This is a genomic window from Staphylococcus sp. HMSC13A10 (assembly GCF_001808005.1).
Taxonomy (GTDB): Bacteria; Bacillota; Bacilli; order Staphylococcales; family Staphylococcaceae; genus Staphylococcus; species Staphylococcus pasteuri.
On the sequence record NZ_KV791842.1, the window covers coordinates 57,428 to 70,688 of the forward strand.

General features: G+C 30.9%; 15 protein-coding genes and 1 pseudogene. 7 read left to right on the plus strand and 9 right to left on the minus strand.

Going from position 1 to position 13,261, the window contains the following annotated elements:
• Nucleotides 1-237: 237 nt before the first annotated feature.
• Both HMPREF3125_RS02545 and HMPREF3125_RS02550 read right to left on the minus strand, forming a co-directional pair.
• A complete protein-coding gene (locus HMPREF3125_RS02545) occupies nucleotides 238-813 on the minus strand; it encodes a TetR/AcrR family transcriptional regulator (protein ID WP_017638061.1) in 576 nt (191 codons plus the stop codon).
• Nucleotides 814-838: 25 nt separating this feature from the next.
• Entirely contained in the window at nucleotides 839-1,624 is a 786-nt protein-coding gene (locus HMPREF3125_RS02550) for an arylamine N-acetyltransferase (RefSeq protein ID WP_070451728.1), read from the minus strand.
• Between the two features lie 141 nt (nucleotides 1,625-1,765).
• On the opposite strand from HMPREF3125_RS02550, the pseudogene HMPREF3125_RS02555 reads away from it, so the two are divergent.
• The 3 genes and pseudogenes from HMPREF3125_RS02555 (at nucleotide 1,766) to HMPREF3125_RS02565 (ending at nucleotide 4,564) form a co-directional block, all read left to right on the plus strand.
• Nucleotides 1,766-3,151: pseudogene (locus tag HMPREF3125_RS02555) on the plus strand (MDR family MFS transporter).
• A gap of 22 nt (nucleotides 3,152-3,173) precedes the next feature.
• Nucleotides 3,174-3,545 carry a DoxX family protein gene (locus HMPREF3125_RS02560; RefSeq protein ID WP_070451730.1) on the plus strand — a complete coding sequence of 124 codons (372 nt, stop codon included), beginning with the start codon at nucleotides 3,174-3,176 and terminating at the stop codon, nucleotides 3,543-3,545.
• Nucleotides 3,546-3,598: 53 nt separating this feature from the next.
• Entirely contained in the window at nucleotides 3,599-4,564 is a 966-nt protein-coding gene (locus HMPREF3125_RS02565; RefSeq protein ID WP_070451732.1) for an amidohydrolase family protein, read from the plus strand.
• A gap of 188 nt (nucleotides 4,565-4,752) precedes the next feature.
• Here HMPREF3125_RS02565 and HMPREF3125_RS02570 read toward each other — a convergent pair whose 3' ends face one another.
• Nucleotides 4,753-5,634: a LysR family transcriptional regulator gene (locus HMPREF3125_RS02570; protein ID WP_070451734.1), complete on the minus strand. Its 882-nt coding sequence runs from the start codon at nucleotides 5,632-5,634 to the stop codon at nucleotides 4,753-4,755.
• Nucleotides 5,635-5,742: 108 nt separating this feature from the next.
• Here HMPREF3125_RS02570 and HMPREF3125_RS02575 point away from each other — a divergent pair, with 108 nt between their 5' ends.
• Nucleotides 5,743-6,312, plus strand: coding sequence for a LysE family translocator (locus HMPREF3125_RS02575; RefSeq protein WP_070451736.1), 570 nt, complete (start codon nucleotides 5,743-5,745; stop codon nucleotides 6,310-6,312).
• 123 nt (nucleotides 6,313-6,435) lie between these two features.
• On the opposite strand, the gene HMPREF3125_RS02580 is transcribed toward HMPREF3125_RS02575, so the two are convergent.
• The 5 genes from HMPREF3125_RS02580 to HMPREF3125_RS02595 all read right to left on the minus strand — a co-directional run bounded on the left by HMPREF3125_RS02580 (nucleotide 6,436) and on the right by HMPREF3125_RS02595 (nucleotide 9,952).
• Nucleotides 6,436-6,933: an immunodominant staphylococcal antigen IsaB family protein gene (locus HMPREF3125_RS02580; RefSeq protein WP_070451737.1), complete on the minus strand. Its 498-nt coding sequence runs from the start codon at nucleotides 6,931-6,933 to the stop codon at nucleotides 6,436-6,438.
• Nucleotides 6,934-7,235: 302 nt separating this feature from the next.
• Nucleotides 7,236-8,039 (minus strand): Cof-type HAD-IIB family hydrolase, encoded by an 804-nt coding sequence (locus HMPREF3125_RS02585; protein WP_070451739.1) that lies wholly within the window; start codon nucleotides 8,037-8,039, stop codon nucleotides 7,236-7,238.
• 285 nt (nucleotides 8,040-8,324) lie between these two features.
• On the minus strand, nucleotides 8,325-8,903 hold the full coding sequence (locus HMPREF3125_RS02590) for a Fic/DOC family protein (protein ID WP_051522845.1): 579 nt from the start codon (nucleotides 8,901-8,903) through the stop codon (nucleotides 8,325-8,327).
• Nucleotides 8,904-9,062, minus strand: coding sequence for a hypothetical protein (locus HMPREF3125_RS12770; RefSeq protein ID WP_017638051.1), 159 nt, complete (start codon nucleotides 9,060-9,062; stop codon nucleotides 8,904-8,906).
• A gap of 185 nt (nucleotides 9,063-9,247) precedes the next feature.
• Complete coding sequence (locus HMPREF3125_RS02595) at nucleotides 9,248-9,952, minus strand: alpha/beta hydrolase (protein ID WP_070451741.1); 705 nt, start codon at nucleotides 9,950-9,952, stop codon at nucleotides 9,248-9,250.
• 76 nt (nucleotides 9,953-10,028) lie between these two features.
• Here HMPREF3125_RS02595 and HMPREF3125_RS02600 point away from each other — a divergent pair, with 76 nt between their 5' ends.
• The 3 genes from HMPREF3125_RS02600 (at nucleotide 10,029) to HMPREF3125_RS02610 (ending at nucleotide 11,853) form a co-directional block, all read left to right on the plus strand.
• A complete protein-coding gene (locus tag HMPREF3125_RS02600; RefSeq protein ID WP_070451743.1) occupies nucleotides 10,029-10,979 on the plus strand; it encodes an ABC transporter substrate-binding protein in 951 nt (316 codons plus the stop codon).
• A gap of 290 nt (nucleotides 10,980-11,269) precedes the next feature.
• A complete protein-coding gene (locus tag HMPREF3125_RS02605) occupies nucleotides 11,270-11,518 on the plus strand; it encodes an AbrB/MazE/SpoVT family DNA-binding domain-containing protein (protein ID WP_176745276.1) in 249 nt (82 codons plus the stop codon).
• Nucleotides 11,515-11,853, plus strand: coding sequence for a type II toxin-antitoxin system PemK/MazF family toxin (locus HMPREF3125_RS02610; protein WP_070451747.1), 339 nt, complete (start codon nucleotides 11,515-11,517; stop codon nucleotides 11,851-11,853). The genes HMPREF3125_RS02605 and HMPREF3125_RS02610 overlap by 4 nt, the downstream gene beginning before the upstream one ends.
• Before the next feature lie 145 nt (nucleotides 11,854-11,998).
• On the opposite strand, the gene HMPREF3125_RS02615 is transcribed toward HMPREF3125_RS02610, so the two are convergent.
• The coding region (locus HMPREF3125_RS02615; protein ID WP_256278054.1) for a Rossmann-fold NAD(P)-binding domain-containing protein at nucleotides 11,999-13,261 on the minus strand (1,263 nt) is incomplete at its 5' end.

Below are 13,261 nucleotides of genomic sequence, written 5' to 3' on the forward strand. Positions count from 1 at the left end.
TATTTTCAACTAAAAATATAATTGAGAATTTAATTAACAACCTATTCGAGTATAATTGATTTTTAACTCATAATTAATGACTTTATCACATAAAACCTCTTACAAGCCGTCACATCAACGGTTCACAAGAGGTTTTTATTTGTTAACAAGATATCATTTTTTCTAGAGTTCAAACGTTAATTATCTAATAAAAGTCCTTAAAGATATTTATGTCAATCCTTCTATATTGAAATCTATTTATATCTGAAACAAGTCTAATAGTTTTGTTAAGAATTGATCTTTAGATAGTTGTTGATTATGTTTTACAAAGTAATAGAAGTCGGATGAAAAGGAATTAAGCATTAAATTAAGTCTGAAATCTAAGTCGTCTGTGTACATGTCTTCTTCGAATTGTTCACTTAATAAATTTTTAAGTCGCTCAAAAAATGGAATATTAATAATCGAATTAAAGTGCTCGCTGGATTTTTCTATGAAATTTAATGTTGTGAAGTTAGCTTCTTTTAAATCTAAATACTTTGATAAAATTGTATAGATTTTATCTCGCACAGACCATTGTTCATTTTCCGATAAAAGATTTTCTATTTCTATAAACATTTGATCGACCTTTTTATCCATAATAGCCTGACATAACAATGATTTACTTTCAAAATGACGATATAATGTACCAACGCCAACGCCTGATAGTTTAGCGAGATCCGACATTTTTTTAGTGCTTATATCTTCTCCCTGTTCAAGCAAGTCTTCCATTGTTGTTAGGATCATCTGTTGGTTATATTCGGCATCGCTTCGTTTTTTTCGCTGATTTCTTTCCATAATAACCCTTCTTTTAAAGTTATTTTTAACTTTCTAATCTATCAATTTTAACATCCAAATTAAATTCTTCTTTTAAAAATTGTCTATAATTCTCAGATGTTACGTCATATTTTTCTTTCTTTTGTTGTTTAGTTAAAGTTAAATTATCTTGTGACATTGTAGCACGGCCGTATGACTTAGGCATTGTGACTAATAAACGTTTCACAAAGGTAGAATTAGGATTCGTTTGGTTATATTCAATATTGTAATCAAAGTCATGAATATGACGAGGTGTTAATTCCGCTTCATATTGTGTATCCCAGTCATCTTCTTTCCATTTTTGTATATAAAATAAGTTATCGTTGACGTAAATCGCACGAAAATCTCCATTAATATCATGAATAATTGTACTATTATCTTCTTGAGTAATTGGCATTACACTTAATGGCAAATCACCAAATCCCACATCTGAAACATAATCAACGCCATCAATAGGTACTATTAAAGACATATGAGAACCTTTTAAACTTCTGCCACCACCAGGGGTATGAATCGTTGCGGAAACCATATTTACAGTAAATCCTTTATGTTCTAAATACGCTTTAAAGAAATTATTCATCTCATAACAAAAGCCACCACGTTGATGATTTACTACTTTGTTATAAATATCTTCTACTTCTACAGAAATTTTCACTCCATTTTGAACGTCAATATTTTCAAACGGAACAGTTAACATATATTGTTTTAAATAATAATTGAGTGCATCTAAACTAGGCGTATTATATTTTGTATTATCAATATTTAAATATTGTTCTAAACCTTCAAAATTCATTTAAATTACCTCTTTCATTTCTATATGTTCATTTTATTAGATACATAATATCATACCCTCGAATCATTAAATTGACAAACGGAACGCATTCCGTATAAAATAAGTGATAGTAGGTTCCACTTAAAAGCGGGGTGTCAAAATTTGGGAAATGAATATGGTTTTAATATAGATTTGAAGCAACGGAACCGTGTGATAGCTGTCGTAATGATAGGTGCTTTTGTTGGTGTGCTGAATCAAACGTTGATGACGACAATACTTCCAGAAATAATGAAAGATTTTGCGATATCAAGTAGTACAGCACAATGGCTCACAACAATTTTTATGCTTGTCAATGGGATTATGATTCCTATCACAGCTTTTTTAATTGAACGTTTTACATTACGTTCTTTATTTTTTAGTGCAACGTGTTTTTTAATTATTGGTTCATTTATATGTATGTTGGGAATTAATTTTCCAATGTTATTAGTAGGACGTAGTATCCAAGCTTTAGGTGCTGGTATGCTCATGCCACTTACACAGACATTACTTTTCATCATGTTTCCACCTGAGAAACGTGGAATGGCAATGGGAATGTTTGGTCTTGTGATAGGTTTTGCACCCGCAATTGGACCTACTGCAGCTGGTTGGTTCGTCAATATATTCGATTGGCGTTACCTGTTCCTAGTTGTATTGTTGATTTTATATTCGGATATCTATCATTAGAGAATATAACAGAACTAAGTAAGCCAACCTTAGATAAACTATCAGTTATTATGTCGACAATCGGCTTTGGTGGCTTATTATATGGCTTTAGTACAGCCGGAAACTTAGGATGGTCACATCCTATGGTTTATATCACTATTATTGTTGCGATAGTAGTATTAACCGCATTTATTTTCCGACAATTAAAACTAGAATCACCATTATTGGAATTTAGAGTGTTTAAATATAATGATTTTTCAATCGCGATGGTCTTAATTGTACTCATGTTCATGTTATTTATAGGGAATCTAACCATTTTACCGATTTATATGCAAACGATGATGAAATGGTCACCATTAGAATCAGGACTTATTTTATTGCCTGGCGGGTTGATTATGGGATTGTTATCACCTGTAACTGGTAATTTATATGATAAAATTGGCGGCCGTATATTGAGTATCATTGGGATGTTAACCATTATGATTGGCGCATTATTCATGGCTCAAATTTAGTGAAAATACAACACCATTATATGTGATTATTTCATTTTCAATTGTCATGTTAGGTAATGCTATGATTATGACGCCTATGACAACTCAAGCTTTGAATGCTTTACCACGTCAATATATTGCTCATGGTACTGCAATGAATAATACGATTAGACAAGTTTCAGCTGCAATAGGTACTGGCATTTTAGTCACATTGATGACTGGACTAGGTAAAACATCATCATTGAGTGGTATTCAAGGCCTTATTCATGGTCTAGATATTACATTCTATGTAGTCGCATTGATTGCCTTAATAGGTACTATCATTGCATTTTTTGTTAAAAAACAAGGAAATTAATATTATATTGGGGGATTTTTAAATGTTATTAAGATATGTTATTAACGCATATGTAGGTAGTGAAATTTTTAAAAGTAGTCTACCAAAAGTAAAAAACAGTGATGAAATGGCTCAACAATTCGAACAAGGCTTTGGTTTATCACGTAGATCTATGAGATTAGCAGGCGCTTTCGAAATGATTGGATCACTTCTTTTATTTACTTCTATTTTCGGTAAATTAGGTAAGAAATTAGTAGCTGTTGGTACGATTATGATTAACATTGTTATGGGTACAGCAATTTATAACCACTACAAAGCTGGTCATGGTCATAAAGGCGCTCAAGCTGCTTCTAAATTTTTCTTCTTAAATGTATTAAGTTTACTGGAAGTGTTAAGCTTATCTCGTAATAAATAAGATGAATGTTAATGATTAGAATATGAACAACAATTTTTAATGGAGGGGAAATTATGACTGAAACAAAAGCGATTGATACACACGCACATTTATGGGATGAAGATTATTTAGATAAACTTGGTAAATTAGGCAGTCAAGGTACTGAGGTTGCTAAAGGTATTAATCAATCTGCCTCTAAAGAAGATTTAGACAAACGTTTCAAAATGATGGACGATGCAGGCGTAGACTTACAAATTATTTCTGCAACGCCACAATCTCCACAATGGGGTACTAAAGAAGAAGCTCATCAAAGTGCTCAAGAAATCAACGACTTATATGAAGGACTAGTTCAACAATATCCAGATCGTTTCTTAGCATATGGTGCTGTCTCACTTCCTTATGTCGATCAAGCTATTGAAGAGGCACAAGCGCTTTTGAAAAAGGACGAGTTTGTGGGCATTGCTATTCCAACTATCGTGAAAGATAAAGTATCTGTAGCTGACAAACAATTTGAACCTTTCTTTGCAGCAATGAATGAGTTAAATGCTACGATTTATATTCATCCAACAGGTTGCGGTGCTCAAAGTCCGTTAGTCAATGACTATCAATTAGAATGGGTTATTGGCGCACCATTAGAGTCTACATTCATTACCTTACAATTGATTAAAAATGAAATTCCACAGAAATATCCAAATATTAAATTCCATATTTCACATTTAGGTGGCGCATTACCATTCTTCATGACTCGTATTAAAGATAATTATGAAGACTGGAATGCCTTTAATATTGATCCTTATGAAGTGTTAAATCGTCAATTTTGGTACGATACAGCTAACTTCCATGAACCTTCATTGATTAGCTCTATTGAAACATTTGGTAAAGATAAATTTATGATGGGGTCAGACTTCCCTTACTTCCAAGATGAGAAATATACTCGCGGCGTAGACTATATTAAAAATAGTGATATCGATCCTGATACCATTGATGGTATTTTAAGAGGTAATGCCATTGAATTTTATCAAATAGATAATCATTCTTAAGGCATTGCTTGAAGATTTAATCGTAACTATAAGCATCGTTTTATATTCTATGAAATGATAAAGAAAATCCCTTTTGATTGGTCGTCCATGATTCTATGAGACAACTTTCAAAAGGGATTTTTATTGTACTTTAGTGATTAATTTAGCTTTTTATGAAACATTTTGTTTGAACCGAAAATGGAAATTTCTTACTTACTACTGAAAAAATTTGTTACCTCTTCAATCATTAGTTGATTAATATCTTTGTTCCATGGATATGACTTTGTAAGTATATATGAGCCTAACTTTTCTACAGAAAATGGTGTATCAATTACTTTAAGTTGTCTAGATTCAATCTCTTTTTTAACAGTACGATAAGGTAAAAAAGAAAAACCAATATTATCTAATAACAACGATTTGATAACTCCTATACTCCATAATTCGGTTGTTTTTATAATATCTATTTGATTATTTTGAATGATTTTTTCAAACATATTTCTATATACAGACCCTTTTTCATTAATTACAAAATGATTGTATTGTCGGTACTGTAACAATTCATTAAATTGGTCTGGTGCTTCTTGATGTGCCACGACAACAATGTCTTCCTCACAAATCAAAGTAGAATTCAATTTATGATGATTTACACCATCATTCAATACAAAGGCAATATCTACTTCGTCCTCAAGTAACTTCTCTTGATTCATACTGCAACTGTTATTTTGAAGATTAATATCTATATTGGGATAATTATGAATCATATTTTTAATGACTTCACTTAATCCTGTAATCATTAATGATTCTGGTGCAGCTATTCTGACCTTACGGACTGTATTATTATGTGATGATATTTGTTTAATTTGTTGTTCTGCATCATAAATTTGATTAATCATCGGTAAGATTTCTTTAAGAAATGGTGTTGGAAGTAGTTGTTTGTGCCGATAATCAAATAGCTTTTGATTCAAGGTTTTCTCTAAAAGTTGTACTTGCTGAGTCACATTTGATTGTGTGTAATTAAGCCTGCGGGCAGTCTTGGTATAACTACCTGTTTCTATTAATGTTTTAATTATTTTTACTTGTCTCAATTCCATGGCCGATTCACCTTTATATATTAGTAGGATTAATTTCAATATTATTATCATTAATTTCACTTATATTAATATCCTTACTATAATAACATAGAAAGGTAGGCGAACAACGTGTTATCGTTTTTAATATATGTCTTTGTTACTTCTATCACACCAGGTCCAAGTAATTTATTTATGATGAATGCTACGAGAATATATGGTTTACGTGGTGGTAAATCTTTCATTACAGGTATTCTTACAGGATTTGCCTTTTTAGGGTTAGCTTCTTATATTGTCATCCTTTTATTCAGTAAATGGATTGTTTATATTGAAACACCTCTTAAATATTTAGGATTTGCTTACTTGATTTACCTATCCTTTAAAATTTTAACTTCAACCAAAAGTAAAGCCCCTTCTAAAGCCTATCAGAGCTTTAAAAGCTGTTTTGTACTACAAGTACTTAATATGAAATCTCTATTATTTTTTATCACTTTAATGGGTGCTTTCATTATCCCTTCAGTTACTGGTTCAATATGGATTCTAATCTATTTAATCATTAGCGTCTTGATTGGTTGGGCTTGTCTCCTAGTTTGGGCATTTGCGGGTAGCATGCTTAACGAATGGCTAAATCAACATCAAACTGCTTTTAATATCGTTATGTCTTTATTACTTTTATATTCAGCTATTTCTATATTTATTTAGAGGAAAATTAAAAGGCTTGTTTCCTAAACAATATAGGAAACAAACCTTTGAAATCGTGTACTTAACCAAAGTTGAACTTTGGGTTTTAGTACAAATACTTTGTATTTATTTTTATTTTAAAAATTATGCGTTATATTTACCAATCATGACTTTTTCAATATATTTGCCATTGTAATTAAAGCTAATTTGTTGTCCATTCACATTATAAATAAGACCATTGTGTGTTTTATCTTCTTTTAATTTATATCCAGCATATGCTTTTTTAACATCAGATACTTTCAATGATTTGTTTGTAACTGAGAATGACGCAGAAACTGGTTTTTTGTTAATGTATTCGAACTGTTGATCATATTTCTTTTTATAAGTTAATGAACTACCACTTTTGAAGTTTTGAGCTTTAGCGTTTACTTTAATACTATTCATTGTTACATTATTATGTTTCAATGCATTAATAAACGCTTTTTCAGTTACAAATTTTGCGTTGTAACCTGCATTACCATTGTAAGTGTAATGAGGAGTAGTTGCTGCATGTGTTACTGGAGTTGCTACGCCTGCAACACTAACCGTTGCACCTGTTAAAACAATACCTGCTGAAAGAATCAATTTACCCATTTTATTCATAATTTTTCCACATCCCTATTGAAATTAGCTATTGCTCTTTTATATTACGAAATTATTACAAATATTACAATAAGTTTTCACAATATTTTTTATATTTATTTTTTGTTGTTTCATCACTTTACATATTTTTGTTAAGAACAAAAAGTTAAGCTTTTTTAGTTGGTGGAAAGGCGTGAATAATGAGCCTTAGAATATGATTAAATATTCAGAGAGTAACATTGAAGGTTTTATTTATAAGATGAAAAAATCAAGCTAAGATACATCTACACTAATATACCTTAACTTGATTTGTATAACAGAATTTAATCTTCATAATTCTCAAGCAATGTATTTAATGTTTCTATGACGCCGTCTCTATCGTTATTAATAGAAATTAAATTAGCCTTATCTTTTAGTTCTGGGTAGGCATTATCCATTGCGACTTTGTATCGTGCATTTTCAAATAAAGGAATATCGTTTAGACCATCACCAAATGCAATTGTTTCATCACTGCTAATATTTAGTAGATTTTGTAAGAAGCGAATGGTTTTCCCTTTGTCAACGTCTTTATGTGTGATGTCTATCCAATTCTTTTCTGAAGCAACAATATATAGATCATAATTATATTTTTCTAAACCTTTAACATGTTCAAAACACTGACCTTGCGTATCAAAAATAGTAATTTTTAAAATATCTTTATCAATCGTATTTAAATCATCTAAAAATGTTACTTTTTCATATGAACCTAAAACCATTTCTCGTTCTTTCTGAGAAATAGTATCTTCTACATAAGCCATACCTTCTGTACAAACAATAATAACTAGTTGATCATCAATATGTTTAATAGTTTGAATTAATTCAAGGCCCAGTTGATTGCTGAACGTCTTGGCGTATATATTCATATCATTGATTTTAATTCGAGAAGCACTATCCCCGATGATAAATAAATCCTTAGTTAAGTCTCCAACTATCGCATCCACGCGCTCATTTTGCTTACCAGTACAAAAGGCAAAACGAATCCCCTTATCTTTTAATTGAGTTGATAATTGTTGAAACTTTTCACGATTAAAACTACCTTCCGAATTCAAAAACGTCCCATCCATATCTGTAACTACTAGTTTAAACATGGCTATCCCTCTTTTTTTTATTAAAAATAATATACTAGGTTCAGTTTTATAAATGATATAATTTCTAAACTAAAGGCTGAATTGAAAAATCACTATAAGTATAAGTAACTGATTTGTGTTCACTTTGCTAAAAAAGTAACATTAAGAATTGTGGATAAAATAGAGCATCTGTCATTTTGCTGTGATGGATGCTTTAATTTGTGACTAACAATGTGACTACTAACTTGAAACATATGTATTATTTGAAACGAAACTATTACATGCCTATCTATATATCTATAAAGATTATTTTAATGTAAACAGTGTGTTTTCAAATATTTTAATTAAAGCTTTTTCATTCCAAATTGATTTTTTCATTGCATCTATATAATTTTCTCGATCTAATAAATCAGTACGCCATTCATATCCTTTTAGCTTAGCTATTTCTCTAACTATTAACCTTATTGTTCTTCCGTTACCTTCACGAAAAGGATGTATCATATTCAACTCTATTTTATAATAAGCAAGTTTCTCTGCTGCAACCTTTATATCGGACCACTCATCTTCTAATTTAAATTCTTCGATGAGTTTATTTAAATTTGTATTAATATACTGTGGTTCACAAAACCGCGTATTTTCTTTCATAAGGCTTACATCTCTAATCTCACCAGCAAAACTGTATATTCTTTCGAATAGTTTTTTATGTAATAACTTGATTGAACTTACAGATAATGGAAACAAAAAGTCGTATCCCTCTTCTTGCATTAAACCTTCAACAATATAAAAAGCAACTTTCTCAAGTTGCTCTAATTCATCTATTGTTTGGGCACCTAGCAAGTTCGAATTTATAAGATATTCGTCCTGAAAAGTTGCTTTATATTTCATTTATTTAAAAGCGATTTTACGAATCACTTCATTCGTAATTTCCTTTTTATTATTAATAACATCAAGAATTTGTTTTTGTTGTTCCTTAGTTACATCCATGCCTTCAAGTGAAAGATTTTTAGCGATTTGTTTGTTAACTTTTGAATCAATTGTAATCATATTATCGCCTCCTGATGGTAATATTATACCATAGTCTCTTTTAACTTATCGACATCCAATATTCATAATAAACTTAATACTTTCTCATAAGATGAGTATTTTTTGTATCAATTATGATACGCTTCTACGTATCGCTTAATAATATAACTAATTCAATAAGTAGTAAATCGTCACAATATGTAGTATTAGCGACCTTTTTTATTTAATTTTAAATAACGCAAACCTTTTTTAAAGTACTTGTTAAAATATGTTTGACGATGGATGCCTTGTGGGTCAATTTCAAATTTAAATTTAGTGTTAGATGAGACAAGTAATGATTTCACGCTTTCTACTGCAAGTTTATTTTTACGTACCATGGGTTTGATCACTTTTGTATTTTTAATGCCTTCAGAACCACCGACATACCAATAAATATTTTTTGCTTCGTATATAGAATCTGCTTTTTTTAAAAATTCCAGAAAATCTGGATACCACATTGAAGGCGACAGAACAATATAATGTCCAAATTGATTAGGCATGGTAATCAGTGCATAGAGAGACAGTAGACCACCATAAGACGCCCCAGCTATAGCAAGATCATTGTTATTTAATGAGATACGATAATGTGCTCTAAGGTATGGAATAAGTTCTGCAGAAAGCCATTTCAAATAAGTATTTGCACCGCCACCATCTGGATTTTGTGTAGTATGCCAAGGTGTATAGTCATGAGCACGTTGATTAGGTTGAATACCAACAAAGATAATATTATGACGGCGAATGGATTTAAATAAATCATTGCCATCTTGTGTAATGACGGTTTGATAATAGTGGTGTTTATTTTTTTCGTAATTATTAGGTAGTTGAATAATAATCTTATAATTTTGGAAATAAATGATATTTGTCTTTCCCATAGTACTCCTCCTTATAAAGTTATGCTATAATCGATATTGAGAATCATTATCAATTATACATAAAGGAGAAGTGATTATGAAGAAACTTTTATCCGTTTTATTATGTTTAGCACTATTTTTAGTAGCGTGTGGCAATAACGATAGCAATAAAAATGATAGTCAAGATAAATCAAGTCATAAACAAAGTACGACTAAAACATTTACTACTGAAAACGGGAAAAAAGTTGACGTGCCTAAGAATCCTAAGCGTATCGTGGTATTACATCCAACGTTGGTAGGCGCACTCGTTAAGTTTGATCATAAACCTGTTGCAGTACCAGAATTTGTAAAACAGAATCAAACATTAAATGATGCAACTAAAGGAATCAAACGAATCGATAATACAAGCGTGGAACAAATTGCCAAAGAGAAACCAAACTTAATTGTAACAACTTCGGAAGACAAAAATATGAAGAAATTAGAAAAGATTGCACCCACTGTATCATTTAATATGGCAAAAGCAGATTACAAAGATACAACTATAAAGCTTGGAGATTTAGTTGGAGAGAAAAAACAAGCTGAACAATGGGTTAGCAATTGGGAAGATCAACTAGCAAAAGAGAAAAAAGAATTAGCTCCATTTATAAAAGGAAAATCTGCAACTGTTATTCAACAAACACCTAAAGGCACAATGGCATTTAGTGACCATATGGGACGCGGAACGGAAATTATTTACAACAATGGCTATGGCTTCAAACAACCAGATGCATTGAAAAAAGCACTAGGCAAAAATTTTGCGATACCTGTAAATTCTGAACAGTTCAATCAATATTTAGGTGACATTATAGTTATTGCACAAAATGGCAAACAAACTTCAGAGTTTGAAAATACAAATACTTGGAAAAATCTTCCCGCAGTTCAAAAAGATCATGTTATTAGATTTAATGTAGAAGATACACAATATAACGATCCAATTTCATTAGAAAAACAACATAAAATCTTTTATAAAGCATTGAAAAAAATGAAAGATGATAGTAGCAATAAATAAATTTAGACTGCCTTAAGATTAAAGTACCTATAAATTAAAAATGAAATAGTAGATAAAATTAAGCATCTATCGCTTTGCTGTGATGGATGCTTAATTTGTAATCACAATATTCCAACGTGAGCAATCATATGAAATTTTTAGAATATGCAACCTAGAATATAGTGTTGTTATTTAGTTCCTGTTAGAAGGTATTTAATATCTTTTTACAAACATTTGTATTTACGCACGTAAGTATAAATTGTTATAATGAAATCAAGGAGACGATGATTATGTCAAAAACATTAAAAGATATGAATAAAACGTCTGAACGCATTTTCAAAAATGGTAATAGTAAAGCTATGAGCTTAAGTAAACAAACGATTCAACTCGCTAATTTCGACGTAGGGGATAAAGTTGAGGTTCAAGAAATGAATGGTGGATTATTTATCAAAAAAAAAGAAGAATCGATTGAAGATAGAATTACAAATTTTTTCAAGAATGGTGGTAAATACACTGAAACTGAAATTGATTTTGGCGAAAGTGTAGGTCGTGAGATATGAGTATAAAACAATTCGACATACTTTATATTGACCTAGATCCAACACGTGGTCGTGAAAAACAAAAGATACGTCCATGTCTAGTTATAAACAATCAAATGAGCATTGAAGGTACTGATTTTGTTTGGGTATTACCAATCACAAATCGAGAAGTAAGATTTCCCACTGACATTGAAGTCAAAACTAAAAAAGGATTAGTTACAGGTGTCATAGATACTATTCAAATACGCTCACTAGATCTCAATGTTCGTTATCATAACTATAGAGATGAATTACAAGACAACTTAAAAAAGGATGTACTACAAGCGGTACAGACGTATTTAAAACCTACTTTATAAATAAAAGTAATTTAGATTTGGCTATAATATAATGCACCCCAAAAGTTAGATTTTTGTCCGACTTTTGGGGCGCTTATTATTATAATTTTTTGTTTGATTTAATTATTTCATTTAGTTTTATAGTCTATTTCCACTTCTTTAGCCACTACAATTCAGCATTAGATATGTTGTTTTTTCTAGCTAGATACTTCTTCACTCCATATAAATTTAAGGCAACAGCACCAACGATAACAACAGGTAAAATAACTTTTTTCATATTCACAGCTCCATTTTTCTTGTTTTTCTCAGTTTCTAACTTCAATTTAAAAATGTTCATTACACTTTTATGTACTTTCGCTTGGGTATACTTATAGACCCACCAAGGTAACGTTGGTCTATATTCTTGTAAGGCAATAATACATTCATCACTATTAGGCAACCTTCTAAACTCTAATCTCGCATTACCACCATCTACATCTAAAGCAAAATCCCCACCAACAATTCGATATAAAATTCTCTCATTATTAGAAGCTTTAAAGTCTTTTCTTAATAATAATAATTTCTTATTTAAGCAAGGCACAGTAATCGTAAAGTTATCTTCGTCAAAATCACTATTAACGACATTTAATGTAATTTTATTTAAGAAATTGGCATATACTTCTGCTAATTGAATCATATTCATATCTTGAGGTAAGACTACCCTCGATATTGCTCTAACATCCTTAATATCAGACTTACGTGATGACTTCGATTTCTTTGGTGTATGCGTTTCTTCTTCTAAAGCAATACGCACACTTTCTTTATAATCCGTCTTACCTATAGAAATACCTTCGACTACATGGTTACTTTCTCGAACCATATCATGAATTAAGCTGTCCATTAACGGATAGACCATCTCTTTTGGTACTCCAGAAATAAGTTTCACCCAATATTTACTTAGCCAAATAGGAATAATAGGTAAATCCATAGTAGGTAAACGTTTATCTAGTACCTCTGCAGTTTGGTTGAAAAGGTCTTTATAAGTCATGTGACTAGGACCACCAATATCTATCGATTCATTCTCATTTGGCGTACGCTCTACTATTTTATATAAGCCATTAATAACATCATCTATTGCGACTGGCAATGTTGTATTGTAAGCCCATTTTGGCAATAACAGACCGGGTAATCTTTCTACTAATTTTTTTAAAATAGGATAAGAACTTCCTTTAGAACCTATAATTAATCCAGCTCTTAACGTACTTACTGGAACGCCATATGATCCTAAAATTCGTTCACATTCTAAACGACTTCTCAAATGTGGGGATAATTCATTTGTATCTGGTATCAAACCGCTCATAAATACAATATGTTGAACTTTGTTATAACTCGCAGCTTTAGCAAAATTATCAGCTAACAATGCATCCATATCTTCAAAGCTCGCCTGTGT

Bases quoted from the DNA above. Each gene is read 5' to 3' on its own strand.
- HMPREF3125_RS02545 (WP_017638061.1), bottom strand. From the start codon at position 813: ATGGAAAGAAATCAGCGAAAAAAACGAAGCGATGCCGAATATAACCAA.
- HMPREF3125_RS02550 (WP_070451728.1), bottom strand. From the start codon at position 1,624: ATGAATTTTGAAGGTTTAGAACAATATTTAAATATTGATAATACAAAA.
- HMPREF3125_RS02560 (WP_070451730.1), top strand. From the start codon at position 3,174: ATGTTATTAAGATATGTTATTAACGCATATGTAGGTAGTGAAATTTTT.
- HMPREF3125_RS02565 (WP_070451732.1), top strand. From the start codon at position 3,599: ATGACTGAAACAAAAGCGATTGATACACACGCACATTTATGGGATGAA.
- HMPREF3125_RS02570 (WP_070451734.1), bottom strand. From the start codon at position 5,634: ATGGAATTGAGACAAGTAAAAATAATTAAAACATTAATAGAAACAGGT.
- HMPREF3125_RS02580 (WP_070451737.1), bottom strand. From the start codon at position 6,933: ATGAATAAAATGGGTAAATTGATTCTTTCAGCAGGTATTGTTTTAACA.
- HMPREF3125_RS02585 (WP_070451739.1), bottom strand. From the start codon at position 8,039: ATGTTTAAACTAGTAGTTACAGATATGGATGGGACGTTTTTGAATTCG.
- HMPREF3125_RS02590 (WP_051522845.1), bottom strand. From the start codon at position 8,903: ATGAAATATAAAGCAACTTTTCAGGACGAATATCTTATAAATTCGAAC.
- HMPREF3125_RS12770 (WP_017638051.1), bottom strand. From the start codon at position 9,062: ATGATTACAATTGATTCAAAAGTTAACAAACAAATCGCTAAAAATCTT.
- HMPREF3125_RS02595 (WP_070451741.1), bottom strand. From the start codon at position 9,952: ATGGGAAAGACAAATATCATTTATTTCCAAAATTATAAGATTATTATT.
- HMPREF3125_RS02600 (WP_070451743.1), top strand. From the start codon at position 10,029: ATGAAGAAACTTTTATCCGTTTTATTATGTTTAGCACTATTTTTAGTA.
- HMPREF3125_RS02605 (WP_176745276.1), top strand. From the start codon at position 11,270: ATGAATAAAACGTCTGAACGCATTTTCAAAAATGGTAATAGTAAAGCT.
- HMPREF3125_RS02610 (WP_070451747.1), top strand. From the start codon at position 11,515: ATGAGTATAAAACAATTCGACATACTTTATATTGACCTAGATCCAACA.